This window comes from Streptomyces sp. NPDC006365, assembly GCF_042870755.1.
In the GTDB taxonomy this organism is placed as follows: domain Bacteria; phylum Actinomycetota; class Actinomycetes; order Streptomycetales; family Streptomycetaceae; genus Streptomyces; species Streptomyces xiangluensis.
Genome location: NZ_JBIAHS010000002.1, coordinates 838,406 through 864,215, shown reverse-complemented (window position 1 = coordinate 864,215; position 25,810 = coordinate 838,406). Strand labels below are relative to the sequence as shown.

General features: G+C 70.0%; 31 protein-coding genes. 15 read left to right on the top strand and 16 right to left on the bottom strand.

Annotated elements, in window-relative coordinates; genetic code table 11:
- The 15 genes from ACFYO0_RS09000 to ACFYO0_RS08930 all read right to left on the bottom strand — a co-directional run.
- Window positions 1–98: biotin carboxylase N-terminal domain-containing protein (locus ACFYO0_RS09000; protein ID WP_279617129.1), on the bottom strand; the 98-nt coding region annotated here is incomplete at its 3' end.
- A 44-nt stretch (window positions 99–142) separates the two neighbouring features.
- Window positions 143–340: an acyl-CoA carboxylase subunit epsilon gene (locus ACFYO0_RS08995; RefSeq protein ID WP_388672718.1), complete on the bottom strand. Its 198-nt coding sequence runs from the start codon at window positions 338–340 to the stop codon at window positions 143–145.
- A 5-nt stretch (window positions 341–345) separates the two neighbouring features.
- The gene (locus ACFYO0_RS08990; protein WP_388672716.1) at window positions 346–1,965 is read right to left on the bottom strand and encodes an acyl-CoA carboxylase subunit beta; all 1,620 of its coding nucleotides are present in this window, start codon (window positions 1,963–1,965) and stop codon (window positions 346–348) included.
- Entirely contained in the window at window positions 1,962–2,933 is a 972-nt protein-coding gene (gene fabD, locus ACFYO0_RS08985; protein ID WP_388672714.1) for an ACP S-malonyltransferase, read from the bottom strand. Before fabD ends, ACFYO0_RS08990 begins: the two co-directional genes overlap by 4 nt.
- A gap of 160 nt (window positions 2,934–3,093) precedes the next feature.
- Window positions 3,094–3,918, bottom strand: coding sequence for a LuxR family transcriptional regulator (locus tag ACFYO0_RS08980; protein WP_388672712.1), 825 nt, complete (start codon window positions 3,916–3,918; stop codon window positions 3,094–3,096).
- A 340-nt stretch (window positions 3,919–4,258) separates the two neighbouring features.
- A complete protein-coding gene (locus tag ACFYO0_RS08975) occupies window positions 4,259–4,690 on the bottom strand; it encodes a DUF3995 domain-containing protein (RefSeq protein ID WP_388672710.1) in 432 nt (143 codons plus the stop codon).
- 5 nt (window positions 4,691–4,695) lie between these two features.
- Window positions 4,696–5,442, bottom strand: coding sequence for a 3-oxoacyl-[acyl-carrier-protein] reductase (gene fabG / locus ACFYO0_RS08970; protein WP_388672708.1), 747 nt, complete (start codon window positions 5,440–5,442; stop codon window positions 4,696–4,698).
- The gene (locus ACFYO0_RS08965) at window positions 5,435–5,968 is read right to left on the bottom strand and encodes a 3-hydroxyacyl-ACP dehydratase FabZ family protein (protein WP_388672706.1); all 534 of its coding nucleotides are present in this window, start codon (window positions 5,966–5,968) and stop codon (window positions 5,435–5,437) included. The genes fabG and ACFYO0_RS08965 overlap by 8 nt, the downstream gene beginning before the upstream one ends.
- Window positions 5,965–6,354, bottom strand: a complete 390-nt coding sequence (locus ACFYO0_RS08960; RefSeq protein WP_388672704.1) for a 3-hydroxyacyl-ACP dehydratase FabZ family protein — start codon at window positions 6,352–6,354, stop codon at window positions 5,965–5,967. Before ACFYO0_RS08960 ends, ACFYO0_RS08965 begins: the two co-directional genes overlap by 4 nt.
- A 57-nt stretch (window positions 6,355–6,411) precedes the next feature.
- Window positions 6,412–7,356: a beta-ketoacyl synthase N-terminal-like domain-containing protein gene (locus ACFYO0_RS08955; protein ID WP_388672702.1), complete on the bottom strand. Its 945-nt coding sequence runs from the start codon at window positions 7,354–7,356 to the stop codon at window positions 6,412–6,414.
- Window positions 7,353–8,540 (bottom strand): beta-ketoacyl-[acyl-carrier-protein] synthase family protein, encoded by a 1,188-nt coding sequence (locus tag ACFYO0_RS08950; RefSeq protein WP_388672700.1) that lies wholly within the window; start codon window positions 8,538–8,540, stop codon window positions 7,353–7,355. The genes ACFYO0_RS08955 and ACFYO0_RS08950 overlap by 4 nt, the downstream gene beginning before the upstream one ends.
- 55 nt (window positions 8,541–8,595) lie before the next feature.
- Window positions 8,596–8,973: a hypothetical protein gene (locus ACFYO0_RS08945; protein WP_388672698.1), complete on the bottom strand. Its 378-nt coding sequence runs from the start codon at window positions 8,971–8,973 to the stop codon at window positions 8,596–8,598.
- The gene (locus ACFYO0_RS08940; protein WP_388672696.1) at window positions 8,973–9,377 is read right to left on the bottom strand and encodes a hypothetical protein; all 405 of its coding nucleotides are present in this window, start codon (window positions 9,375–9,377) and stop codon (window positions 8,973–8,975) included. The genes ACFYO0_RS08945 and ACFYO0_RS08940 overlap by 1 nt, the downstream gene beginning before the upstream one ends.
- Window positions 9,377–9,703: a DsrE family protein gene (locus ACFYO0_RS08935; protein WP_388672694.1), complete on the bottom strand. Its 327-nt coding sequence runs from the start codon at window positions 9,701–9,703 to the stop codon at window positions 9,377–9,379. Before ACFYO0_RS08935 ends, ACFYO0_RS08940 begins: the two co-directional genes overlap by 1 nt.
- Window positions 9,704–9,707: 4 nt before the next feature.
- Window positions 9,708–10,685 carry a thioesterase family protein gene (locus tag ACFYO0_RS08930; protein WP_388672692.1) on the bottom strand — a complete coding sequence of 326 codons (978 nt, stop codon included), beginning with the start codon at window positions 10,683–10,685 and terminating at the stop codon, window positions 9,708–9,710.
- Window positions 10,686–10,907: 222 nt separating this feature from the next.
- Between ACFYO0_RS08930 and ACFYO0_RS08925 the strand changes: the two genes are divergently transcribed.
- The 15 genes from ACFYO0_RS08925 (at window position 10,908) to ACFYO0_RS08855 (ending at window position 24,990) form a co-directional block, all read left to right on the top strand.
- Complete coding sequence (locus ACFYO0_RS08925; protein ID WP_388672690.1) at window positions 10,908–12,062, top strand: beta-ketoacyl-[acyl-carrier-protein] synthase family protein; 1,155 nt, start codon at window positions 10,908–10,910, stop codon at window positions 12,060–12,062.
- Complete coding sequence (locus ACFYO0_RS08920; protein WP_388672688.1) at window positions 12,059–12,985, top strand: beta-ketoacyl synthase N-terminal-like domain-containing protein; 927 nt, start codon at window positions 12,059–12,061, stop codon at window positions 12,983–12,985. The genes ACFYO0_RS08925 and ACFYO0_RS08920 overlap by 4 nt, the downstream gene beginning before the upstream one ends.
- A 13-nt stretch (window positions 12,986–12,998) precedes the next feature.
- Entirely contained in the window at window positions 12,999–14,630 is a 1,632-nt protein-coding gene (locus ACFYO0_RS08915; RefSeq protein ID WP_388672686.1) for an MFS transporter, read from the top strand.
- 6 nt (window positions 14,631–14,636) lie between these two features.
- Window positions 14,637–15,128 carry a type II toxin-antitoxin system RatA family toxin gene (locus ACFYO0_RS08910; RefSeq protein WP_388672684.1) on the top strand — a complete coding sequence of 164 codons (492 nt, stop codon included), beginning with the start codon at window positions 14,637–14,639 and terminating at the stop codon, window positions 15,126–15,128.
- A complete protein-coding gene (locus ACFYO0_RS08905) occupies window positions 15,125–16,144 on the top strand; it encodes an SDR family oxidoreductase (protein WP_388672682.1) in 1,020 nt (339 codons plus the stop codon). The genes ACFYO0_RS08910 and ACFYO0_RS08905 overlap by 4 nt, the downstream gene beginning before the upstream one ends.
- 54 nt (window positions 16,145–16,198) lie before the next feature.
- Entirely contained in the window at window positions 16,199–16,447 is a 249-nt protein-coding gene (locus tag ACFYO0_RS08900) for an acyl carrier protein (protein WP_165264778.1), read from the top strand.
- Window positions 16,444–17,373, top strand: a complete 930-nt coding sequence (locus ACFYO0_RS08895; protein ID WP_388672680.1) for a 3-hydroxyacyl-ACP dehydratase FabZ family protein — start codon at window positions 16,444–16,446, stop codon at window positions 17,371–17,373. Before ACFYO0_RS08900 ends, ACFYO0_RS08895 begins: the two co-directional genes overlap by 4 nt.
- Window positions 17,374–17,514: 141 nt before the next feature.
- Window positions 17,515–17,766, top strand: a complete 252-nt coding sequence (locus tag ACFYO0_RS08890) for an acyl carrier protein (protein ID WP_165264779.1) — start codon at window positions 17,515–17,517, stop codon at window positions 17,764–17,766.
- 51 nt (window positions 17,767–17,817) lie between these two features.
- A complete protein-coding gene (locus ACFYO0_RS08885; RefSeq protein WP_388672677.1) occupies window positions 17,818–19,134 on the top strand; it encodes a beta-ketoacyl-[acyl-carrier-protein] synthase family protein in 1,317 nt (438 codons plus the stop codon).
- Window positions 19,128–20,276, top strand: a complete 1,149-nt coding sequence (locus tag ACFYO0_RS08880; RefSeq protein WP_388672675.1) for a beta-ketoacyl-[acyl-carrier-protein] synthase family protein — start codon at window positions 19,128–19,130, stop codon at window positions 20,274–20,276. Before ACFYO0_RS08885 ends, ACFYO0_RS08880 begins: the two co-directional genes overlap by 7 nt.
- Window positions 20,273–21,259 (top strand): beta-ketoacyl synthase N-terminal-like domain-containing protein, encoded by a 987-nt coding sequence (locus tag ACFYO0_RS08875; RefSeq protein WP_388672673.1) that lies wholly within the window; start codon window positions 20,273–20,275, stop codon window positions 21,257–21,259. The genes ACFYO0_RS08880 and ACFYO0_RS08875 overlap by 4 nt, the downstream gene beginning before the upstream one ends.
- Window positions 21,259–22,104 carry an alpha/beta fold hydrolase gene (locus tag ACFYO0_RS08870; protein WP_388672671.1) on the top strand — a complete coding sequence of 282 codons (846 nt, stop codon included), beginning with the start codon at window positions 21,259–21,261 and terminating at the stop codon, window positions 22,102–22,104. The genes ACFYO0_RS08875 and ACFYO0_RS08870 overlap by 1 nt, the downstream gene beginning before the upstream one ends.
- 5 nt (window positions 22,105–22,109) lie before the next feature.
- Entirely contained in the window at window positions 22,110–23,249 is a 1,140-nt protein-coding gene (locus ACFYO0_RS08865) for a beta-ketoacyl synthase N-terminal-like domain-containing protein (RefSeq protein ID WP_388672669.1), read from the top strand.
- Window positions 23,250–23,323: 74 nt separating this feature from the next.
- On the top strand, window positions 23,324–24,004 hold the full coding sequence (locus ACFYO0_RS08860; protein ID WP_388672667.1) for a 2-hydroxychromene-2-carboxylate isomerase: 681 nt from the start codon (window positions 23,324–23,326) through the stop codon (window positions 24,002–24,004).
- Window positions 24,004–24,990: an oxidoreductase gene (locus tag ACFYO0_RS08855; protein WP_388672665.1), complete on the top strand. Its 987-nt coding sequence runs from the start codon at window positions 24,004–24,006 to the stop codon at window positions 24,988–24,990. Before ACFYO0_RS08860 ends, ACFYO0_RS08855 begins: the two co-directional genes overlap by 1 nt.
- A gap of 270 nt (window positions 24,991–25,260) precedes the next feature.
- On the opposite strand, the gene ACFYO0_RS08850 is transcribed toward ACFYO0_RS08855, so the two are convergent.
- On the bottom strand, window positions 25,261–25,704 hold the full coding sequence (locus ACFYO0_RS08850; protein ID WP_388672663.1) for a hypothetical protein: 444 nt from the start codon (window positions 25,702–25,704) through the stop codon (window positions 25,261–25,263).
- Between the last annotated feature and the right edge of the window lie 106 nt (window positions 25,705–25,810).

Genomic DNA, 25,810 nt, shown 5'->3' with positions numbered 1-25,810 from the left:
TCGGCGTACACCGCCACGCTCGCGATACCGGCGTCTCGGCACGCCCGGGCGACACGGACAGCGATTTCGCCACGATTGGCGATCAACACCTTGCGTATCGAGAGCCTGGCCGTGGGCGGCTTTCGTAACGCGCGATCACGCGTCATCGGGGTGACCTCCAGGATCCCGCCTGAGGGCAGACCACGCCGTACGCGCGGTCCCAACCCGCCCGGAGCGGACCGGGATCCACCGGTTCCGGCGCGCTCCGGCCGCTGCCGATGAGCACGCCGATCAGTGCCGCGAGATCCTCCGGGTCAGGATCTCCTCGTACGACCGTCAAATGGGGAACATGTGTCGTCATCGCCATCACACCGGCGGGTTGCCGTGCTTGCGCGACGGCAGATCGGCGTGCTTGGTGCGGAGCATCTCCAGTGAGCGGATGAGGATCGAGCGGGTCTCCGCCGGGTCGATCACGTCGTCCACGAGGCCGCGTTCGGCTGCGTAGTAAGGGCCCATCAGTTCGTTCTGGTACTCCTTGATCTTCTGAGCGCGCACCGCGTCCGCGTCGTCGGCGGCGGCGATCTCCTTGCGGAAGATGACGTTGGCGGCGCCCTCGGCGCCCATCACCGCGATCTCGTTCGACGGCCAGGCCAGTGACAGATCGGCGCCGATGGAACGTGAGTCCATGACGATGTACGCGCCGCCGTATGCCTTCCGCAGTACTAGTGAGATGCGGGGGACCGTGGCGTTGCAGTAGGCGTAGAGCAATTTGGCGCCGCGTCGGATGATGCCGTCGTGCTCCTGGCCGACGCCCGGCAGGAAGCCGGGCACGTCCACCAGGGTGACGAGGGGGATGTTGAACGCGTCGCAGAACTGGACGAAGCGTGCGGCCTTCTCCGAGGCCTCGATGTCGAGGACCCCGGCCATGCTGCCCGGCTGGTTGGCGACGATGCCGGTGACATGGCCGTCGAGGCGGCTCAGCGTGCAGATGACATTGGCCGCCCAGCGCTCGCTGACCTCGAAGTGCTCGCCGTCGTCGACGATCTCCTCGATCACCTTGCGCATGTCGTAGGAGCGGCTGGGGTCGGCGGGTACGAGGTCGATGAGCGCCTCGGTGCTGCGGATCGGCGAGTCCTCCGCCGGTGACCTGGGGGGCAGTTCACGGTTGTTGGAGGGCAGCAGGGACAGCAAGTAGCGGACCTCTTCGAGGCACTGCTCCTCTTCGTCGTACGCGAAGGCCGCGACACCCGAGGTGCCCACGTGGACGTCGGCGCCACCGAGCTCGTCCTGGCTCACCCGCTCTCCGGTGACCGCCTGCACCACATCGGGACCCGTGATGAACATCTGCGAGGTGCCGCGGACCATGAAGACGAAGTCGGTCAGCGCCGGGGAGTATGCGGCGCCGCCGGCGCAGGGCCCCAGCATCACGCTGATCTGCGGGATCACCCCGGAGCAGCGGGTGTTGCGGCGGAAGATGCCGCCGTAGCCGGCGAGCGCGGTGACACCCTCCTGGATGCGGGCGCCCGCTCCGTCGTTCAGCGAGACCAGCGGGGCACCCGCGGCCTCGGCGAGGTCCATCACCTTCTGGATCTTCTCGGCGTGTGCCTCGCCGAGTGCACCTCCGAACACCCGGAAGTCGTGGGCGTACAAGAAGACCGTGCGGCCGTGCACCGTGCCCCAGCCGGTGATCACGCCGTCGGAGTACGGGCGGCGCTGCTCCATGCCGAAGCCGGTCGCCCGGTGCCGACGGAGCGCCTCGATCTCGGTGAACGAGCCCTCGTCGAGGAGCAGTTCGATCCTCTGATGCGCCGTCAGCTTGCCTTTGGCATGCTGGCGTTCGGTGGCCGCCGGGTCGGGGCCCTGCCTGACCAGGCCCTTGAGCTCGGTCAGTTCGTCCAGCCAGGTGCCCAGGTCCCGCACCGGAGCATCGGTCGCGGAACTCTCATCGGTCGACGAGACGATGTGCATCCCCGTGTCCCCCTTCATGCCGCGGCACCGGGCCGGGCGAGCTCGTGGCCGGCGAGTGCGATGGTCCTGGCGAGCCTGCGTGCGTCGTTCGTCGTGTTGACCGGCACGTCGGGCGCGATCCGCCGGCACAGACCGGAGAGCACATTGCCCGGCCCCACTTCGACGAACCTGCCGACCCCGGCAGCGGTCAGCGTGCGCACGGCGCCGGTCCAGCGGACCCGGCCCGCGAGCTGGCGGCGCAGGCAGTCACGTATGTCATCGGCCGAGGCCACCAGGTCCGCGGTGACCCCCGAGACCACCGGCACCCGCGGAGCGCGCAGCTCGGTCCTGGCGAGTTCGGCGGCGAACTCCTTCTCGATTCCGGCCATCAGGCTGGAATGGAAGGGCGCACCCACCTCCAGGACGACCGCCCTGACGGCGCCCGCGTCCCGTGCGTCGCCGCAGACGCGTTCCACCGCGCTGTCCTGCCCGGACACGACGGCCTGTCCTGGCTCGTTGTCATTGGCCACCTCCACGATCTGGCCGGTTTCGGCGGCGGCACGTGCGCAAAGGGCCTCCACGGTGGCCAGATCCAGGCCGATGACCGCTGCCATCCGGCCGGGCACCTCGGCGTTGACATCGGCCATGAGCTCGCCCCTGCGGCGCACCAGACGCAGTGCGTCGGTCCAGTCGAGTACGCCCGCGCTCACCAGGGCCGTGTACTCGCCGAGACTGTGCCCCGCGACGAGATCGGGCTCGATGCCCTGCTCGCGCAGGACGTCCAGGGTGGCGATGCTGGTCAGGAAGACGGCGGGCTGGGTGACGGACGTGTCACGCAGCCTCTCCTCCGGACCTTCCCGGCAGAGCCGGGACAGCGGAACGCCCAGGATCTCGTCCGCCGTCCGGTAGTACGTGTCCAGCAAGTCCGGCCGCTGCTCCAGCAGATGAAGGCCCATGCCCACCCGCTGTGACCCCTGGCCGGGGAAGACGAATGCGGTCTTTCCCATGACGGCGCACCCCTTTCAAGGGAATCGGTTCATGCGTCGGACGCTAGGCAGCCGGCAGGAGGCAGGGCGACGCTATGGCCAGAAACTGACAGGAGGCGTGAATTCCGGGGGGGTGTGGCCGACTTGAATGTCATGTTGCTGCGTTCAAGCCACGAAAATGTCAGCCGGCCTGCTGCTCCTGGCCGCGTTCGCTCCGAAGCAGCCCCGCTTCGGCGGCGAACACGCCTGCCTGGAAACGAGAGTTTGCACCGAGGAGGCGCATGATCTCCGCCACATGTCGGCGGTAGGTCCGTACGGACATCGACAGCTCGCGGGCCGCCACCTCGTCGATGTAGCCCTCACGCAGGCAGATGAGGATTTCCTGGGGGAACTCGTGGCGAATTCGGTCCAGTGACAGCGGAACCGCACGTTTCCAAGCACCGGCGAACAGTGCGTTGAAGGCCTGGACCACGGCCGGTGCGCGCACGTGCGCGGCGTGCGAGGTGCCTTCCTTCACGTGTCGCGTCAATACGGTGCGTCCGTCGATGATGACGGCTCCGTGCAACAGTGCGTCGGTGATCCGGATTTCCAGGTCGTGCCGCCGTCGTTTGAGATCGAGCAGCCCGAACTGCTCGGCTGTGGACTGGGATCCGAGCATGCGGATGCGGACACCGCCGGGCACGCTCTTCGGTGCCCGGGAGAGTACGAAGGTCGGCAGTCCGGCCCCGGAACGGTCCGAGGGCAGCACGACGTCCACGCGGCGCTCGGCCCGGCCCAGCTGATCGGCCAACGCCCGAAGTGCCGTATGGGCATCATCGGTGGTGGTGAGCAGCGAGCCGCTTTCCGCCGAGGTGAGTTGATTCTTCGGGAAGACCGAATCGATGAGTGAGCGTATCTCCAGAAGCGCGATTTCCGCCTCGCCACTGGAATGTGGCGTGAATTCCGTTTGATTAGACACTTTGCGTCCACCCCCGTGGCACGGAACGGCGACCGGGGCCTCGACCAAGGCCCCTATCGCTCAATCCCTACTGCTGACCCGACGTAAAGCAATGATTACAACTTCAGTCGTACCCAACAGTACAGTGGCGCAAAGTAGACAGTCAACGCACTTCATTTCAGTGAGGGTTGAACTATTTGCCTGACGGAAATGTGAGGGCTCGTCAACTTGGCCGGAATCGTTGGAGACACCACCCCGGACCTTGATGAAAGGGCTTGCTTTGATGCGACCCGCGCGGCGATCGCGCCGAGCTCCGAAGTTCTCTGATGGGGATGGTTCGAGAATTAACGTGGTGTTTCCCACAACCGGAGGGGGCGCGGGAGGTTCGCCCCCGCCGGCGAGGTGCTGCTCAGCGCTTGCTCGCGGCAATGGCGACCGCCCCGCCGAGCAGGCCGAGGGCCACGCACAGCGGTGAGTACAGCGCGTTGTTCCAGCGCTGGAATTCGCTGGTGGCGCCCGAGTTGAGCAGGAAGCCGCCGAGGCCCCGGCCGAGCAGGACCAGGGCCAGGCCGTAGACGCCCAGTGTGCGCAGCCAGCCGGGGCCGATGGCGGGGAGGGTCTCGTTGACCATCAGGATGAGCGCGGCGCCCGCGATCAGCGCGAGACCGACGAGGGCGGACAGCGCCGGCGGGGGCATCTCTCCGCTGTCACTGCCGACGACCGTCCTGGTGAAGGACACCTTGTCGTCCAGCGGCCAGGGCGAGAACGCCCAGATCAGGTGGAGTCCGCCGATCACCATCAGCGCGACGGTCAGGGCCGCCGGGATCACGGTGCGGATCACGGGCGTCACAGGACGATCCCACCGTCGATCTGGACCACGGAACCTGTGATGTACGCGGCCTGGTCCGAGGACAGATACGAGACCAGATCGGCGACTTCGTCGGCGGTGCCCATCCGGCCGAGCGGCACGCCCGAGACCATCTGCTTCGAGTACTGCGGGTCGAGCCCCGACACCATGTCCGTCTCGATGAAGCCGGGCGCGACGGCGTTGACCCGGATCCCGTACCGCCCGACCTCCTTGGACAGCGACTTGGTGAAGCCGATGATCCCGGCCTTGGTGGCTGCGTAGTTCGTCTGCGAGGCGATGCCGTAGACGCCCGCCACCGAGGACAGCGTGACGATGGAGCCGGAGCGGCGCTTGAGCATGTCGAAGACAACGGCGCGGCACACGTTGTAGGTGCCGGTGAGATTGACGTCGACGACCTCGTTCCACTGCTCGTCGGTCATCAGGAGCAGCGGGTTGTCCCGTACGATCCCGGCCGAAGTGACCAGTACGTCAATGGGGTTGAGCTGCTCGTCGACCTGCTTGACGAGATCGCGTACCGAATCCGCGGACGCCACGTCGGCCTGCACGGCGAGGATCCGGGTGCCGTGGCGGGATGCCTCCTTGCGTACCTCGTCGGCCGCCGCGGACTGCGAGGAGTAGCAGAAGGCGACGTCGTAACCGTCCTGGGCGAGGCGCAGCACACAGGCGCGGCCGATGCCCCGGGAGCCTCCGGTGACCAGGGCCACCTTGGCGGTCTGTTCAGACATGGGTCAGCTCTCCTTCGGTGGTGTTCTCCCCGTCCGCGGCCAGTTCGCCGCCCGGACGCATGGTGATGACGATCGAGCCGACGGTCAGCAGCGGCGCACCGTCCAGGAGGCTCTCGCCTTCGAAGATCAGCGTCGTGCCGACGCTGCGGACATGGCGCACCCGGTGCTCGACCAGACTCCCCGGGAGCGCCCGGCCGTGGACCTGGATGCCGCTGATCGAGCCGAAGAGCATGACCAGGTCCGTCAGTTCCTCGGGGCCGACCTGCTCCCAGAGGGTGAGCACCCCGGCGGCCTGGCACCAGGACTCCACAAGGAGGGCGACCGGATAGGCGTGGTCCTCCTCGGTGGCGTCGTCGGGGAGCTGCGCGTACCAGGGCTCGTTCGCGGTGATCGCCTTGACCGCGGTGAGGCTCACCCCCGGTTCGACGGTGGTGACCCGGTCGACGAGCAGCATCGGATAGCGGTGCGGCAGCGTCTCCTTGAGCCGGTCGATGCCGATCACGATGCCTCGTGCAGTGCTGGTCACGATGCCTCCCGCAGTTCATAGCCGAGGCGGACCTGGGCGGTTTTGCCCCGGGAGGTGGACAGGGCCGCGTGTGCCTTCCAGGCACCGGCCTTGAGCTTCCACTCCAGTTCGACGATCACCTCGTCGTCGGGGAAGACGGGGCTGAGGAAGCGCACCGACTCCACGGCGGTGAGTACCGGCTGCCCCTCCTCGGCAGGCGGGTTCGCCAGGGCCGAGTGGTGGACGGTCTCGACCAGGCAGACCCCGGGGAAGATCGGGAAGTCGGGGTAGTGGCCGCGGAAGACCTGCTCGTCCGCGCCCACGGTCAGCCGGGTGATGGCCCCGGTGGGACGGCGCTCGAGGGTCTGGACGGTGCGGTTCAGGGGGGTGGCGGATGCCACGGACATGGTGGGCTCAACTCCTTTCGTACGATGGGTGGTTGATGGCGGTGACACGTTCCGCGGTCACCGCGAGCCGGGCACCACATGGGCGACCGAGACATTGCCCTGTGCGGCGGCCCCGATCACCAGCTGCTCGACGAAGGCCTCCCGCAACAGGGCCGCGACCTGCACGGCCGGCCCCAGGCAGCCGGCACCGGCCGAGGCCCTGATCACTCCCTCGCCCAGCGCGGCCTCGACCGTGCGGGTGACGGCGTCGTCTCCGCCGATCAGCCACACCTGGGGGCGCCCGCGGCTCAGACCGAGGGCCGCGAAGGCGGCGGCGAGCAGCCGCTCGGCCTGCTCCTGGCCCCGGGGCGAGTCCGCCATCTGCGGCGGCAGCAGGAAGCTGCGCACTTGCACCCGGCCATGGGCCCGGCCGCCGCGTGCCGCGACCTCCTCGGCTCGCTCGACGACGAGGGCCACGGCCCCGTCCTCGCTGCCGGCGGAGCCGGGCTCGGACCAGTCGAGCGGGGACTCGGCGGCGCCGGTGAGCAGCCAGCGGGCCCGGCCGGCGCGCAGTGCCCGTACGCCGTGCTGCACGGCTTCGAGACCCGCCACCCGGGGGCTGTGCACGCCGAGGCTGAAGCCCTTGAGGCCGTGCTCCATGGCGACCCGGGAGCCGACCAGGTTCACCGAGAAGTACGGCACCGTGGCCGGGCTGAGCAGGGTCGAGTCGCCCTCGATGACCGTGCGGTCGAACTCGCCCTGCAGCTCGGACATGCCGTTGTTGGTGCCGACGGTGATCGCCCGGTGGTCCTCGGGAACGTCCGCGAGTTCCGAGCCCGTGTCGGTGAGTGCCCGTGCGGTGGCGGCGAGGAGGTACTGGCTGGCCCTGGGCAGGTACTTGTAGCCGCGGCCGAGCTCGGCGCGATGGTCGAACCAGCCCTTGGTGCGCTTCCCCTCGGAGTCCAGGGCGGTCTCGGTGACCACGCCGATGCCGGTCACCACCAGATCAGCGTCAGCGGTCATCGCGGTTCACCCCGCAGTAGAAGGGACATGTTGTTGCCGCCGAAGGCATAGGAGTTGACCATCGCGGTCCGGCCGGCCGGAGTGGCGGAGGAGACAGGGACATGTACCGGGCAGTCCGGGTCGGGCGTGGCGACCGGCAGGTTCGGCGCGAGGAAGCCGTGGTGCAGGAAGAGCGCGGCGGCTACCGTGCCCAGGCCGCCGGACGCTCCGCCGGTGTGCCCGATCAGCGCCTTCAGGCTGTAGAGCGGCAGTTGGCGGGTCCGCTCGCCGAAGATCTCGTACATGGCCTGGGTTTCGACGAGGTCGTTGAGCTTGGTGCCGGTGGCGTGCGGGACGACGAAGTCGACGTCGTCGGGGGTGGTGTCCGCCTCGGCCAGCGCGTCCCGCATCGCCCGTACGATCTGTGTGCCGTCCGGGTCGAGTCCGGTCGCGTGGTACGCCTCGCAGCTCCACCCGGTGCCGGTCAGCGTCGCGTACACCCGGGCGCCGCGGGCCCGCGCGGTCTCGGCGCGTTCCAGGACGACCGCGCCCGCGCCCTCGCCGAGCACGGTGCCGCCGCGGGTCGCGTCGAAGGGCCGGCAGCTGACCGGATCGAGCGCGCCGACCTGGTTGAAGGCGGCGTGCGCGACCCGGGAGTAGGTCTCGAAGCCGCCGACCACGACGGCGTCGGCCTCGTCCGCGCGGATCATGTCCGCGCCGATGGCCATCGAATAGCCGCTGCCCGAGCAGGCGTTGCTCAGCGTGCAGGCGGCGCCGTCCGTGCCGAGATGGCGGGCGACGACGGACGCGGTGGAGAACACCGGCGTCCAGGTGTCGTCCGCCGGGAAGCTCTTGCTGCCGCGCCACTGCTCGATGACGTACGCGTCGGCGATGGAGGTCCCCATCACGACGGCGGTACGGCCGTCGGCGAGCACGTCGAGGCCGGCGTCGGCCACCGCTTCGCGGGCGACGCTCAGTGCCGCCCGGGTGGCGTCGCCGACCGCGAAGCCGTCGACAGTGTCCGGCTCCGGGGGCAGGGCGCCCTCGGGCAGGAAGTAGAAGTCCCTGATGGGGACGTGGGCCAGGGGATCCGGGGCCTGGGCCGCGACCGGCGCGGTGGGGTCGAGCAGCCCTTGCCAGAAGCTGTCCACCCCCGCGCCGAGGTGGCACAGGGCGCCCAGACCGGTGATGACGACTTCGGTCACCGTCTGTTCTCCCTCTCGAAATGGCTCTGTGTTCATGGGGCGTTGACGTGCGCGGTTACAGGAAGAAGATCCGGTCGTAGTCGGGCCAGCGGGCCGCGAGCTCGCCCGCCGCCACGCACTCGGCCCCGTCGATCAGGCAGGCCGCACCGAGCCCCAGGGCCGCGAGATCCTCGCTCTCCACCCGGATCCCGACGCCCAGATCGCGCAGCCTCAGCAGATCGGCGCGCGGCGCGTCGAGGGTGTCCACCGGGCGCTTGCCCACCAGGAGCGGTTCGGGCGCCGGGGCGTCCACCGCGTACGTCACGGCGTCGCCGCGCAGTAACAGGTCGAGGCCGAGCTGCCGGTGGATCTCGATACCGAGGAAGAGCGCGTCGAAGTAGGCGACCTCGACCGCTCCCCGGTAGGCGCGCTCCACGATCGCCAGTGAGGCCATCAGGCCACCCCCATGAACAGCGTCTTGGTGGCGGCGTGGACATGGCCGCCGAAGGTGTGCGGCGCCCGCATGCGCACCTCGGGGATGTGCCCGGTGGCGCCCCGGTGCTCGCTGCAGGCCCGGCAGCCGAACCAGTGCAGCCGGCCGGGGAAGGCGTCCAGGAGTTCCCGGATCAGTACGACGGTGGTCGGGTACTGCGTATAGCGGTCGAGCAGATTGGCCGGCTTGGTCTCGCCGAGCGCCTCCTGGCTGAGCATGGTGCTGTAGCCGCAGGCCCAGACCTGGACGCTCGCGCCGCGTTCCAGGAGCGCCTGGAGCAGCCTGAACACCGAGGTGATCAGCTCCCCGGTGTGCGGAGGGCCCATCACGACGAGCAGTACGTCCGTCTGCGGGGTGCGCGACATCAGTGCCACACCACCCTGGTGCCGGGGGCCAGCAGCTCGCCCGCCACCTCGTCCATCCCGATCAGCCGGGCCTGCCCGGGCAGTTGGTCCGCCTTGAGACCGCGCTGGGTCAGCGAGTACCGGTCGACCCACAGTTCGGCCCCGTACGACAGGAACTCGGTCAGTCCGGGCCGCGCTCCGGGCAGCGCGGCGGTGACGCCCTCCTGGACCAGCACCAGCCGGACGGGGTGGCCGGACCGCGCCAGGGTCGCCGCGTCGTCGAGGAACCGGGCGCCGGCCGGGCCGGAGGCGGGACCGGACGACTCGATCAGCACGAAGCCGGGCACGGGGTCACTCGCCCCGGAGGGCCGTCAGGACGTGCTCGTCGAAGGGGACGAGGGCCCAGTCCTTGCGGTCGGAGAACACCGCGTAACCGTGCACGATGGTGCCGGTGGCGGTGGGAACGAGCTTGCCGTCGCGGATGACGTAGCAGTCCATCCGCGAGGTGTAGGTGAGGTCCTTGAAGACTTCCTCGACGGTGAAGACGATGTGCAGCTCCTCCTCCATCAGCGCCTCGTCCAGGAAGCGGATCGAGGAGCGCGGTACCACGGGGATCCACTTGCGCTCGTCGAGGAGGGTCTTGATGGAGATGCCGCGATGGGCGACGAAGCGGTCCTTGGCCTCCTCCATCAGCCGCAGATAGCCGGACATCTGCAGGCGCTCGTTGTTGTGGCAGTACGGGTAGGAGATCCGCCAGCGCCAGGCGATGGCGTTGCCGCCCTCGACGAGTTCCTTGAGCAGCGGGTCGGTCCGGTGGGTCGCGGTCAGGCCGAGATCGGCGCTCGGGACGAGTTCGGCGTCGCGCACCGGCGCGGCGGTCGCGATCCGCTCGACGGCGTACGGGGCCAGCTCGGAAGGGACGGAATCGGCGGGGTCGACATAGCGCTCACGACGAAGGACGACCCGCACCTTGGCGGTGACGTCCTTGTTCTTCCCGTCCTTGGAGAGGAAGACCGCGAAGGACAGCGAGGTGCCGTCGCCGGTGGGGCGGACCGTGGCGGTGGCCGTCTCGTCCAGGTGGAAGGCGTTGAGGATACGGGTGTCCAGTTCGGCGAGCTCCAGGCCGAGGCCGTACTCCTGGAACAGGGTGCGCGAGGGCAGTCCCGCGGCGCGGAAATGCGCGAGTACGGCCTCCTCGACCATGTAGTTGACGTGCTTGAAGCCGATCCAGGTGTTGATGTTGTTGCCCTCGTAGCGGGGGCGCACCTCGGTGTCGGTGGTCGTGCCGGTGAGTGCGGTCAGCTTTTCCGTAAGTGACGTGAATGGCATGTGAATTGCCCGTTCCTTTTCCTGGTCCAGGGCTCTGCGGACGGAAGGAAACGTAGGGGCAACTCCGAGTTCCACCGGGGGTCTTGACAGCTTCCTGCAGGGCGTGCCCGGCGTTCTGTACCAGGGCGTTTCAGGTTCCTGCCGGTTCTGAGTTCCGAGGGATTCCCCGGCCTAATGTCCTCCCGGAAACACGGGATTCGTGTAGACGGGGAGTTGTTCACGGTGACTGAGATCGCCATAACCGGCCTTGGTGTGGTCTGCCGGCTGGGCCGGGGCGTGGAGACGTTCTGGGCTGGGGTACGGGCCGGCGCCACCGCCGTCGCCGACCGGGTGCCCGACCCGGATCTGAAGGTTCCGCTGCCGCTGTACTACCTGGTGCCCGGTCCGGCCTCGGACACGGCGCCCGCGACCCGTTACACCGTGGACGCCGGTCTTGAGGCATGCGCCGATGCCGGGCTCGGTTCCGTGCCCGGGGCCCGTATCGCCGTGGTGATGGGGTCGAGCGTCGGCGATGCCCGGCAGGTCGAACTGGCCCGGGCGGGGCAGGTGCCGACGGTGGCGGACGCCTCGCCGCCGTTCGTGCTGGCCTCGGCTCTCGCCGCCCGTATCGGCGCCGGGGCCGGGGCGGTCAATCTGAGCAACGCGTGTGCGGGCAGCGGATACGCCATCGCGATGGGCGCGGAGATGATCCGCGCGGGCGAGGCCGATGTGGTGGTCGCGGGCGGGGCCGAGGCCTACTCGCGGGTGACCGTGGCCGCCTTCAACCAGATGGGCGCGCTCGCGCCCGACCGGCCGCGGCCCTTCGCCCGGGACCGGGCCGGCGTGGTGCTCGGCGAAGGCGCGGGTGCCGTCGTACTGGAGTCCGCAGCCCATGCGAGGGCGCGCGGCGCCCGGATGTACGCGAGGCTCGCGGGCACCGGCTGGAGCTGCGACGCCGCCCATCCCACCGCGCCCGACCCCACCGGGGCCCAGGCGGGCCGTGCGATGCGGGCGGCTCTCGAGGAGGCCGGGGCCGGGCCCGACGACGTCACGCTGATCGTGCCGCACGCGACCGGGACCAGACTCAACGACAGCACCGAGGCCGCCGCGATGGGCGCGGTCTTCGGTGCGCGGCTCGGCGCGATTGTGCTGCACAACCTCAAAGCGGTCGTCGGCCATCTGGCGGGCGGCGCCGGGGTGTTGGGCGCGGTCCTCGCGGCCCTGTGCTTCCACCGCGGCTCGGTGCCCGGCAATCCGGCGACGGCCGCGATGGATCCCGCATGCCCGGTGCACCTGCCCAGCGAGGCCACCGAACTGCGTGCCGGAGTCGCGCTGGTGAACGCGTACGCCTTCGGCGGCAACAACATCTCCCTGGCCCTGACCGGAGCATCCTCATGACCCAGGACTTCGTCATATCGGCCGTCGACACCGTCACCCCGCCGGGGCCCGGTCTCTCCGGCTGGTTCGACCAGCGGGCCGAACTCGGCCGCGGCTATCGCCATCTGCCGCCGTCCGCGCAGTATCTGCTGGCCGCGGTCAAGCGGGCGCTGGGCCAGGAGGGCATCGGTGACGCGCTGCTCACCGTCCCCGAGGAGCGGCGCGCGGTGTCGGTCGGCACCAACCATGCCGTGGCCGGCGTGCACGCGGAGATCGACCAGGCCACGGTCGCCGGCGAGGCCCGCCTCCTCTCACCGACCGCCGTCCCGTACTTCTCGCCGAACCTCATAGCGAGCCGGATCGCGATGGAGCACGCGCTCAAGGGCTTCAGCCTGGCCGTGCACACGCCGCGGACGGCCGGCCTTGAGGCGCTCCAGGCGGGACTGCGCGCGCTGAGATCGGGCAGGGCGGACTGGCTGCTGGCCGGGGCGACCGAAGCCGTGCCACCGGAGTCGGACAAGGCGGCGGTGACCGTCCGAGGTGCGGCCGAGGAAGGTGCGCTCGCCCTGGTCATCGAGCCGGCACCGACGGTACGGGCCAGGGGCCGCGAGGCACTGGGTCGGGTCGAGGTGCGCTCGGTCTTCATACCACCGGGCGGGGCCGATGTTCCGCAGGACGTACGGGCGCCACTGGGCGTGCTGTTCGAGGGGCTCTCGTACGGGGCCGGGGCCCGAGTCCGCCTGACAAGTGACGGTTCCCCGGTCGCCCGAGCCGTCGAAGCCGCACTCGGCGCCCCCACGGAGCCCGCCGGCGCCGGATCCCTGCGCCCCCTCCAGGCCGTCGCCGAAGCGGTGCTACAGCCCACCGCACCGCAGATCGTCGTCACCGCGACCGCCGCCGGCAATGTCTCTGCCGCCCTCGTCACCCCCTCAACACCCCAGTGAAGGAGAGCACTTCATGGCAACACAAGAAGAAGTAGCGGCATCGGACGGCGAATCCGCCGCCTCGGCCCGCGGCTGGACGCTGGGCGTGGTCTGCATCGCCACGTTCATGCTCATGCTCGACCTCACCGTCGTCAACGTGGCCCTGCCGGATATGCGGGTCTCGCTGGACGCCGACTTCTCCGAGCTGCAGTGGGTCCTTGACTCGTACGCCCTGACGCTGGCCGCGTTCCTGCTGACCGGCGGCTCGCTCGCCGACCGGCTGGGCCGCAAGCGGGTCTTCAACATCGGCTTCGTCGTCTTCACCCTGGCCTCGCTCTGGTGCGGTCTCTCGCAGAGCATCCTGCAGCTCAATCTCGCCCGTGGCGTGCAGGGCGTGGGCGCCGCCGTGCTGTTCGCGGTCGGTCCCGCGCTGATCGGCCATGAGTACCGGGGCAAGGACCGCGGCCGGGCCTTCGGGATCTTCGGCGGTGTGGTCGGCCTGGCGATCGCCTTCGGCCCGCTGATCGGCGGCGCGCTCACCGACGCGCTGAACTGGCGCTGGATCTTCCTGGTGAATGTGCCGATCGGCGCCGCGGCCCTGATCATCGGAACACTGCGCATCCGCGAGTCACGCAACCCGGACAGTCACCCCATCGACTGGGCGGGTCTGATGGTCTTCTCCAGCGCGCTCGGCCTGCTGGTGACCGGCTTCCTGCGGGGGCACGCGGAGGGCTGGAGCAGCGCGCCCATCGTCTCGATGTTCGTCGGCTCGGGCGTGCTCCTGGTGCTGTTCGTCGTCATCGAGCGCCATCGCGGCTCGGCAGCCATGCTCGACCTGTCGATGTTCCGCATCCCCACGTTCAACGGGATGTCCGCGGCCACTCTGCTGTGGAACTCCACCGTCCTGAGCGCCATCTTCCTGCAGATCTCGTATCTGCAGAACGTGCTGGGCTTCAGCCCGCTTCAGACCGGTGTGCGCTTCCTGCCGATGACGCTGACGCTGTTCGTCGTCGCGGGCGTCACCGGCCTGCTGACCGCCCGGGTGTCGCCGAAGCTGCTCGCGGTGCTCTCGGGCACCCTGATGGCGACCGGCCTGGGGCTGGTCACCCTGGTGCGGGACGACAGCGAGTGGACCGTGCTGCTGCCCAGCATGCTCGTGGCCGGTGTCGGCATGGGCATCTACCAGCCGCTGCGGGCCGCGCTCTCGGTCGGCATGGTGGAGCCGGAGAAGGCCGGCATGTCCTCCGGGATCGCCGAGACCTTCCAGCAGGTCGGCGTCGCCCTGGGCATCGCCGTGTTCGGCGCGATCTTCCAGAGCAGGGTCGCCGACGCGTTCGCCGCGTCGTCCGCCGCGGGTGAACTGGGCCCGAGGGCCGACCAGTTCGGGGACGCGGTGGCCACCGGCGCCGTCGGCGAGATGGCCAAGGCCCTGCCGCCGGACATCGCTGTGAAGGTCACCGAGGCGGCACAGTCCGCCTTCGTCGACGGTCTGCACGACGTACTGATCGCGTCCTCGGCCGTGACCGCCGTGGGCGCAGTCATCGCGCTGCTGTGCATCCGCTCCAAGGACCTGCACGAGAGCGCGCGGGGCGACCATCTCACCGACCTCGACGCCGAGTTCCGCGATCTGCCGGAGCTGGATCTGTCACCGAACGCAAAGGACTGACCGACCGTGCCCACCATCACCACGCGCCAGACGACCGGGGAGTCCCCCGGCCTCCTCTGGGCCGCACTGCTCGACTGCGCGTCCATCCCGTCGTACGTCCCCGAGGTCACCGAGGCCGAGATTCTTCACCAGGACGGTGACCGGCGGACCACCCGCTGGGTCGTGCTGCTGGGGCCTGTGGCGGAAGTGGCGTCTGCCGGGCCGCGCCTGGAATGGGTGGAGGAGGACTCCATCGACCACGAGCGGCGCCGGATCGACTTCCGCCAGACCGAAGGCCCGCTCTCACGCTGCACGGGCCACTGGCAGATCGGCACGGACGGCCCGCTCACCACCGTCGAGCTGCGCATCGACTTCAAGATCGGCATCCCGCTGATGGACGCCATGCTCGGCCCGATCGCCGAGCGCACGCTGCGCGCCTTCACCGAGTCCGCGCTGGCCCGGATCGGCGAACGCGCCACCTCGGGCCCGGCCGGCATCGCACCGGGGAGCACCACATGAAGATCCTGCTGACCGGATCCGGTGGCGTGGTGGGCAGCGAAGTCCTCGCGCAGCTGACCGAGTTCGCGGAGAAGACCGAGGTCACCGCCGTGACGCGGCGTCCCTCGCGTCCGGAGGAGACAGGCTGGGTACTGGGCGCCGAACCCGCCCCCGCCGAGCTGCGGCAGCACTGGGACGTGGTGATCCACAGCGCCGCCTCCACCCGGTGGACGATGACCAAGGACGAGGCGATCGCCGCCAATGTCCGCACCACCGAGGCCGTCCTCGAACTCGCCGACGCCGACACCCACGTCGTCCACATCTCGACGGCATACGTCGACGGGCAGGAGGGGGCCGCCCGGGATCCGGAGTACGGCCAGTACCGCAACGGCTACGAGTGGTCGAAGGCCGAGTCCGAGAACGTCGTACGGACCCGGCATCCGGGACAACTGACCATCGTGCGGCCTCCGCTGGTCTTCGGCCGCAGCACGGATGGCGCGATAGCCCGCCTCTCGGGCCCGTACGCGATGGTGCAGTCCCTGGTCTCGGGCCTGGCACCGGCGCTGGTCGGCGATCCGGACGGCTTCATCGAGATCTCACCCGTGGACCAGGTGGCCGAGGTCATCGTGGCCGCCGCACTCGGGGCGCCGCCGACCGGGCAGGTCGTGGAGACGATCGCCGCGGGCGAGGGCTGTCTGCGGGTCTCGGACATGGTCGCGGTCATCACCCGGACCATCAACGAATGGCGGGACGAGCGGGGAATCGCGCCGATCCCGCTCGCCCCCGTCATCCCCGCCGGCCACTGGCACGGCTTCTTCCTTCCGCTGTCGACGCCGCACCTCTCGGACGTCCAGCAGCGGGCGGTCGAACTGCTCAGCATGTTCGAGAGCTACACCAGCATCCCGGCCCCCTTCGAGCCGACGCGGAAGGTCCTCGACCCGGCCGCCCTGCTGGCCCATTCGGTCCGCTGGTGGGCCGACGCGAAGCCCCGGCACGCGAAACGGCTGCCGGAGCCCTGGAATCTCATCGCGGCCTGAGCCGCGTCCACTGCCTCACACCTGATATCCCACACCTCACATAAGGAAGCAGAAATGACCACTGCCACGCTCGAAAAGGAATCCCTGCGCGCGCTCGTCGCCGATGCCCTCGACGTCGAAATCGAGGACGTCACCGATGACGCCCGCTATGTCGACGACCTCGGTGTCGACTCGCTCATGGGCCTGGAAATCATGGTCCAGCTGGAGAAGAAGTTCGGCGTCAAGATTTCCGAGAAGGAATTCGGCGAAATCACCAACTTCGGCCAGACCTACAGCCTGCTCCTCGGGAAAGTCACGGGATGAGCGGCCATGAACGGTGCCGGTCGGTCCGTACCCCCTACAGGGTGGTACGGACCGACGGCGCCGCCCGGACCTGCGCGGTCGAGCTCCCACTCGATCCCGCCGAGCCCGTGTTCAACGGCCACTACCGGGGCTTTCCGATCTTCGCCGGCGTCTTCCTCGTCGAGACGGCCCATCTGGCCGCACTCGGCCGGCCCCCCGAAGGGGCCCCGGGACTGCGCCTGGCCGGCCTGGAATCGTCCCGCTTCCTGCACCCCGCCTACCCGGGCGACACCCTGACCTTCTCGCTCCGCTGGACGCAGGAGGCGGCGGGGTGGGTGTGCCGGGTGACCGCCGCCACCGAGCGGGACCCGGTGGCGAGGATCCGGCTGCGGTACGAGGACGCGGGCGCCGTGTCCCCCCTCGCACTGCCCGAGTTCTCCGGTCCACTGGAACTCCCCATGGGCCTGGGCCCCTTGTCCCTGCCCGAGCTGATGGCCCGCATCCCGCACCGGGACGAGATGCTGCTGATCGACCGGGTGCTGTCCTTCAGCCCCGGCGAGCAGGTCACCGCCGAGAAGGCGGTCACCTACGGCGAACCCTGGTACCGGCACCTCGACGCCGAGGTGAAGGACCCGGCCGCGTACGCCTATCCCATCGGCCCGCTGATGGAGTCCTTCAACCAGGCCGCGGCCGTCCTCGCCACGGCCGACAAGGCCAACACGGATGTGCTCGCCGAAGAGGTCCTGATGCTGGGCAGCTACACCCGACTGGCCTTCGGCCCTCCGGTGTTCCCGGGCGACACCCTCGAACACTCCGTCCGGCTGGCCCGCACGATCGACGACATCCAGATCTTCGAGGGCACCACACGGGTACGCGGCGAACTCGTCCTCACGGTGAACCAGGCCGTGCTGGCCCGGCGGCCCGCCGACCGCCTGCGGCAGGTCTGAGCAATTCACTGACAACTTCCTGCCGCCGCCGGGCCGATTTCCTGTGCGGCGGTCAAGAATCAGGTCACGGAATGCGATACGCGCATCGAATCTCCAAGCGCGTTCCTTTCCCAAGCACGTTTCTTCCCAAGGAGATAAAGCATGTCCACCGAGCTTGCCGAGCGCACCGAAAGCATCAAGGAAATCGTCTGCGACATCCTCGAAATAGAGGAGGACGAGGTCACCCGGACCAGCCTGTTCAAGGAAGACCACAACGCGGACTCGTTGCGCGCAATCGAGATTCTCGCCGCCCTGGAGAAGCAGTTCAACGTCGTCATCAACCAGAGCGAACTGCCCCGCATGGTGAACATCGAGGGCGTCTACCAGGTCGTGGCCGAGGCCGCCGGCTGGTAGCGCCTGCCCGGATCCGCGTGAGGACCAACGACTGTGTATCGGAAGGGTGGCATGTCAGCACAGCACGCAGCACAGCGAGCCATCGGGCCGGCCGGGGAAGAGGCACGCCACCGGGTCGTCCTCACCGGATTCGGGGTGGTCTCCAGCATCGGCCTGGGCGTCACCGAGTTCCTGCGAGGGCTGAGGGAGGGCCGCAGCGGGGCCAAACCCATCACCGTGTTCGACACCGAGGGGTTCTCGCACTCGACCGGATGCGAGGTCACCGGGTTCGAGCCCGCGCAGTGGGTCACGGAGCTCGATCTGGACCAGCTGGGCCGGGCCACGCAGTTCTCGGTGGCCGCCGCCCGCATGGCCCTTCAGGACTCGGGCCTCGACCTTGGCCTGCTCCGTGAGCGGCGCGGCCTGATCTCGATCGGCACCACCGACGGCGAGTCCTACGATCTCGACCACCTCGTCGAGGCCGAAATCACCGAGGGAGCCGAGCGGATGGACCCGGTGGCCGTGCGGCGGATCCCCGCCGGACGGCTCTCGGTGGCCATCGCCCAGGAGCTCGGCCTCAGCGATGTGGAGGCGGTGACCGTCCCCACCGCCTGCGCGGCCGGCAACTACGCCATCGGCTACGGCTTCGACGCCGTAGCCTCCGGCGAGGCCGAGTTCGCGTTCTGCGGCGGCGCGGACGCCATGTGCCGCAAGACGTTCACCGGCTTCTACCGGCTCGGCACCATCGCCCCGGACCGCTGCCAGCCCTTCGACGCCGACCGCAAGGGCATCCTGACGGGCGAGGGCGCCGGCGTCCTCGTACTGGAACGTCTGGACTCCGCCCTCGCCCGAGGCGCGCACATCTACGCCGAAGTGCTGGGATACGGCCTCAACTGCGACGCGTACCACCAGGTGGCCCCCAACCGGGCCAGCGTCGCCCGCGTCATGGAGCGCGCCCTGGAGAACTCCGGCGTCAAGCCGGAACAGGTCGACCTCATCTCCGCGCACGGCACCGGCACCAAGGCCAATGACGTCACCGAAGTCGGCGCCATCCGCCAGGTGTTCGGGGACGCCCCGCCGCGCACGGTGTCGGTGAAGTCGATGCTCGGCCACAGCATGGGCGCGGCCAGTGCACTCGGGGCGATCGGCTGCGCGCTCGCCATCGACAACCGCTTCGTACCGCCCACCATCAACCACGTCACCACCGACCCGGAGTGCCCCGTCGACTGCGTGCCGAACGAGGCCGTCGAGGCCGATCTGAGGGTCGTCCAGAACAACGGGCTCGCCTTCGGCGGAAACAACGCGGTGCTGCTCCTCGGCCGTTACGACGCCGCGGCCGACCCCGTACAGGCCGACCCCGCACAAGTGAAGGAGGACGCGCTGTGCTGAGTCAGTCCATCACCGGCGTCGGCGCCACAGCGAGCACCGGCAGGGGAATCGACGATCTCTTCGAGAACCTGTGTGCCGGCGTCACCGGCCACGCCCCGCTGCGCGGCTTCGACCGGGCCAACTTCCGTGCCCAGTACGCCTACGAGGTCGACAACCGGCCGGCCGTCGGCGTCGATGTCCCGGCCCGTGCCACGGCTCTGCTGCTGGACGCGGTCGGCCAGGCGGCCAAGGACGCCGGGCTCGGCGAGGACCTCGGCGGCATCCCCGTACTTGTCGGCACGGGACTGCGCGAGCTGCGCTCCCTGGAACTGTGGTGGCGCGGCGAGGCCGAGCTCACCGAGCACGGGCTGCACTTCGGCCCGGCCCTGCGTGAGCGGTTCGGCGCCGAGCAGACGTACACCTTCTCCAATGCCTGCTCCGCCTCGCTGTACGCGCTCGCCCTCGGCTCGGATCTGCTGGCCGGGCCGGACGGCCCCGACACCATCATCGTGGCCGGTGTCGACGTCCTCACCGAGAGCATGTACGGACTGCTCGAGCGGGTCCACCCGGTGGCGCCCGAGCGGGTCAGGCCCTTCGACCGCCACCGCACCGGTGTGCTCATGGGCGACGGCGCCGCCGCCGTCGTCCTCCGCAGAGAGGACACCGGGAACGACGGTCAGCAGGTGCACGGACGGCTGCGCGGCGTCTCGGTCAACTGCGACGCCTTCCACGCCACCGCGCCCTCTCCCGAAGGCATCGCCCAGGCGATGCGGCAGGCGTACACCGCCGCGGAGATCGAGCCCGGGCACATCGATCTGGTGATGCTGCACGGCACCGGCACGCTCCTCAACGACGAGGCCGAGGCCATCGCGCTCGCCGAGGTGCTCGGCCCCGACGCGGACAAGCCCCTGATGACCGCCATCAAGTCGATGACCGGGCACACCTCCGGCGGCTCGGGTCTGCTCAATCTGGTGGTCGGTCTGCGGGCCATGGACCAGGGGCGGATACCGCCCACGGTCGGCCTGGACGACCCGGTGGACGAGGCCGCGGCCTTCCGCTTCGTGACCGGCTCCGAGCGCAGGGCCGAGCTGGAGACCATGCAGTTGAACGCCTTCGGCTTCGGCGGCATCAACGCGGTCGCGATCGTGGAGGCAGCCCGATGAGCGCTGTGCACACCCTCACCGCGGGCAGCGCGGTCGTCATCACCGGCGTCAGCGTCCTGGTCCCCGGCGCCGACACCCCGGCGGCGCTCGCCGCGGGACCGGGGGCCGTCGGACAGCCCGTCGCACCGGAGGTGCTGGTCGGCAAGAAGGGCCTGCGCTACAAGGACCGGGCCACCCAGCTCGCGTACTGCCTGGCTTCCGGCGCCCTGATGGACACGGGTCTGCTCGACGAGGACGGGCTGACGGTGCCGGGGACGAGCATCGGTGTCGTCGCCAGCTCCAACTTCGGCAATCTGGACACCGTGACCAGCGCCCTGGACACCATCAGGGCCCACACGGTCTCGGCCACCTCACCGATGGATCTGCCGAACGCGTCCAGCAATGTCATCGCCTCCTCGGTGGCGATCAGGTTCGGCCTGCGCGGCCCCAACCTGATGGTCTGCAACGGCGCCACCTCGGGCCTCGACGCCATGCACTGGGCCGCCACCATGATCCGCTCGGGCCGTGTCGACCGCGTCCTGGTGATCGGCGTGGAGCCGGACAACGACGCGGTACGGCGCCTCCTCGGCGACGGTCGCACGGGCGTGGACGGCGGAGCCGCCGTCGTGGTCGAGCGCGCCGAGGCCGCCCGGAACCGGTCGGCCGACGTCCGCGCCGTCTACGGCGGCTATGCGATGACGGACGGCGTGCGCTCCTGTGTCGAGGACCTCGGTGGCACGGACGGCCCGGCACCGGTCCGCTGGCAGATCCCGCAGGACGCCGCCGGCGCTCTGCCCGACGATCTGCTGCCCGGCGTGCCGCGGGACGGCTTCGGTCCCGGACTCGGCCAGGCGTCCGGCGCGCTGGGCGTGCTGCAGTGCGCGGCGGCGACCGGGTGGTTCGACGAGGGCGGTACGGGCCCTGTGTACGCGGTGGCCGGCGCGGGCCTGCGCGGCGCCACCTCCGGTGTGTCCCTGCTCGCTCCTACGGGGAGCCCACGGTGATGCGTCCCCCCGCTCCGTCGGCTCCCGTCGTGCTGCGGCGGCACCCCGGTGCCGCCGCAGCAGGCGCCCCCAAGGTGTTGTTCCTGCACGGTCTCGCGGGCACCGACACCGTGTGGGACGAGACCGCGCGGCAGCTCTGCCCCGACCACGAGGTCTGGTCCGCCGGGCTCCCGTGGCGCGGCCAGGGCGTCACCGGCTGGGGCCGGACCGCGGACCTCACCCCGTGGGTCGAGGAGGCGCTGGTCTCCGTACCGGGCCCGGTGGATGTGGTGGTCGCGCACTCGATGTCGTCCAATGTGCTGCTCGAACTGCTCGACCGGACCGGACGCGTGCACGGCGACCCGTTCAGCCGTTTCGGCATCCGCGCCCTCGTCCTCGTCTCGCCCTTCTACCGGGGCACGGCCGAGGAGTTCGACTGGGGGACCATCACCCACTACCTCAACGACTTCCATCTGATCCTTCAGGAGGGCATCCGGGCCCACTCCGGCGGCCGGGTGTCGGCGGAGACAGAAGTCGCCATGGCGGAACGGGTCAGGGAGTGGATCGGCCCGTACGGCTGGATCCGGTTCTTCGACCTGTTCCTGCGCACACCCGAGCTACGAACGGCCCGCATCGCCGTCCCCTGCCTGGTCATCGGCGGTACGCACGACATCGCCACGCCAGCCGAACACGCCATCGCGCTGGCCGACGCGCTGCCCGACGCACGGCTGCGGGTGCTCGGGCGCAGCGGGCACTTCCCGATGGTGGACGAGCCGGCTGTCTTCGGCACCGAGCTGAGGGCCTTCCTCGGTTCCGTACTGACGCGTGCGCCCGTTCTGCAAGCAACCCTCACCACAGAAACGTGACGATCATGAGTGCTACCGCAACGGTCGGCCGCCGCCCGGTCATCACCGCCTGGTCCGCTGTCTCGCCATTCGGCGTCGGCCGCGCCGCGTTCACCGAGGGCATCCGGGAGCGCCGCGACACCACGGCGCCGCTCGGCCCTTCATACGACAAGACCCCGGAGCCGACCGCCTGTCTGGTACCCGGCTTCGACATCCGCACGGCACTCGGCCGCAAGGGCACCCGTTCCATGGACCGGGTCACTGGACTCACGGTCACCGCGGTCGGTGCGCTGCTCGGCGAGAGCGAGCGCAATCAGCGGGTGGGCACCGGAGAGGGCGCGGCCTTCGCACTGGGCACCACCACCGGCAGCGCGCAGAGCATGATGGATTTCACCCGCGACTCGCTCACCGGTGAGCAGCCGTTCTTCGTCGACCCCGCGCAGTTCCCGAACACGGTGATGAACTGCGCCAGTGGCCAGAGCGCGATCTGGTACCAGCTCAAGGGCCCGAACACCACGATTGCGGGCGGCCGGGCGGCGGGCCTGCACGCCCTCAACTACGCGCGCAGGCTGCTGGCATCGGGCCATGCGGAGAGTGTGCTGTGCGGCACGGCCGAGGAGTTCTCGCCGGCCCGCGCCTGGCTGGAGCACCACACCGCCTCGGCCGATTCCTCTGCCTCCCCCGATTCCGCCGGTTCCACCCCCCTCGGCGAAGGCAGCTCCATGCTGCTCATCGAACCCGCCGGGCCCGGCGACCAACCCGTGCTCGCCGAGATCCTCGCTGTCGAACTGGGCGTGACTCTGGGCGAGGACGTGCGCGCCGCCCTCTCCTCCTGTCTGCGCCGCGCCCTCGCCCAGGCCTCGATGGACCCGGGGCAGATCATGGCGATCGCCCGCTCCTCCAGCACCGGCCGGGCAAGGGCCGAGGAACTCCTCGCCATCGCGGACGTCCTGGGCGAGACCGGGGCCGTCGACCTCGCCCCCCACGAACTGATCGGCGACACCGGAGCGGCCGCCGCCGGCTTCCAGACGGCGTCCCTGCTCGCGTACGCCGAGACGCACCCGTCCGAGGAGCAGCACCGGTCCGAGGCCACCGGCCGGATCGGCCTGATCACCTCCGTGGACCGCACGGGCTCGGTCGGCTGCGCCCTGCTTCGCCTGCGCTGAAACCAACTCCGCGCCGAACCGGCTGCCCTGAACCGACTCTGTGCCGAACCACCTCTTCAAGGAGCCCGTGAACCATGGCCCGACGCCGCGCCCCGCGCTGGTACTTCTCCTTCCGCAGCCCATACTCCTGGATGGCCTACCGCGACCTGACGGACCGTTACCCCGACGTCGCCGACGCCATCGACTGGCTCCCCTTCTGGGAGCCCGACGAGCCCACGGCCCAGGACCTGACCGAGCGGGGCATACGTCTCCCCTACGTACCGATGTCGCGCGAGAAGCACCTCTACATCCTCCAGGACGTACGCAGGCTGGCCAGGGAACGCGATCTCGACATGGTCTGGCCGCAGGACCCCGCTCCGAACTGGGAGGTCTCGCACCTCGCCTACCTCGTCGCGAACCGCCTCGGCCACGGCCGCCCCTTCATCGACGCGGTCTACCGCGCCCGCTGGGAACAGGGCAAGGACATCTCCGACCCCGCCGTCATGGCCACCCTCGCCACCGGCCTCGGCCTCGACCCCGAACCCTTCTCGAGTGCGGCCACCGACCCGGCCGTACGGGCGGAAGGCCTCGCCTCCATCGAACTCCTGCACCGCGACGGCGTCTTCGGCGTCCCCTATTTCATCGACGGTTTCGACAAGTACTGGGGCGTCGACCGCCTCCCCGCCTTCGTCTCCCGCATCCGCGCCCAGCACCTGCCACCCGAACTCCTCACGACCGCCACCGTCGACCAGGGGCACGCGGGGGGCTGCGGCTGATGGGCGGCCACGGGACGGCAACCCGGCGGTGGACTTCGGCCGACGTTCCCGACCAGCGAGGACGAATCGTCGTGATCACCGGCGCCAACTCCGGCCTCGGCTTCGAGACCGCCCAGGTGTTCGCTCAGCGCGGCGCCACCGTCGTACTGGCCTGCCGGAATCCGGACCGGGCAGCGGACGCCGCGACCCGCATCACCGCCACGGCGCCGACCGCGAAGGTCAGCACCCTGCAACTGGACCTCGCCTCGCTCGCCTCGGTCCGCCGGGCCGCCGAGAGCCTGCGCGCCGACCATCCCCGTATCGACCTGCTCATCAACAACGCAGGAGGGATACGTCTGAGTCACAGCCTCACCGAGGACGGCTTCGAACTGACGCTGGCCACCAACCACCTGGGCCCGTTCGCGTTCACCGGACTGCTGCTGGACCGGCTGCTGAAGACTCCCGGCTCACGGATCGTGACCGTCAGCAGCATCGGCCACCGACACGGCACCATCAACTTCGACGATCTCACCTGCGAGCGCGGGTACCGCTCCTTCACCGCCTACTTCCAGGCGAAGCTCGCCAACCTGATGTTCACCTATGAACTGCAACGCCGGCTGGGGAGAGCCGGAGCGCCGGCCATCGCGGTCGCCGCCCACCCGGGCAACGCCCGCACCGAGTTCGGCCGGGACATGCCCGCGCCCGTCAGATTCCTCATGGGCCCGCAGTTGAGCCCGGTGAACTCGTGGATCGTGCAGTCCCCCCGGATGGGCGCCTTGTCGACGCTGCGCGCGGCCACCGACCCGGACGCACACGGCGGCGACTACTACGGACCTCCCGGCCTGGCCCAGTTCACCGGACATCCGACCCGCGTCGAGTCCAGCGCACGCTCCCACGACACCTGGGCGCAGCACCGCCTGTGGCAGGAGTCCGAACGACTGACCGGCGTCGCGTACCTCCTCCACCCCTTCGCAGACGGCCCCGTCAGCGGTCACCCCGACGCCTGACAACTCGCGTGCGCGCCCCCGCCGTCGTCCGTCGCCGACTTCCCGGCATGTACGGACCGGGTGCTTCAGCGCGCGGTCCAGGCGCGGGACACGGGCGGCCGGCAGGCCGACGACCTCCCGCACCCAGCGGGTGACGGTGGTGCGGTGTACCCCGTTTCCGCCGGCCAGATCGCCGGGCCACTGGTCACAGCGCAGCACCGCCAGCACGATCCCCGAGATCTTCCCCGCCGGCAGCGCCCGCCACCGAGAGTCCGCCGTGCGGATACGCCATCAGATCGCGGGGAGGGAGCGGGGGTGTCCGAGCTGGGGCGGATCACGGCTCGCCGGAGCGAGCTGGACGCGCTCGCCGAGGAGCTGGGCAAGCGGCTTCGGGAGGTCGAGGCGGAGCGGGAGGAGTTGGTGATTGCCGAGCGGGTGCTGCACCGTCTGGCCGAGCAGGACCGCCTGGAGGCGGAGGCTGCCGTTGCGGTGGCTCCGGTGAAGGCGCAGGTGGCGGGGCGTGCGGTGCTGCTGGTCCCGCACCGCGGCGATGATCCCGACGAGATGGCGCTGCCCGCCGACTACGGCCGGATCCTTCAGATCGTTCGGGCCACCGATGGTCCGGTGCAGGTCAGGGCGGTGGGCGAGGAGCTGGGACTTGAGGTGGCGGTGCGCGGGAAGCTGGAGCCGCTGCGGGCAAAGATGACCAAGCTCGCCGATCGTGGCTGGCTGCACAAACGCCGGCCTGACAGCGCGGCCGAAGCCGGGCGCCGCTCTGATCGCCGCGTGACGCCTCCCAGGCCTCCCGCATCGAACCTCTGGCACCCTCCACCAGCCTTCC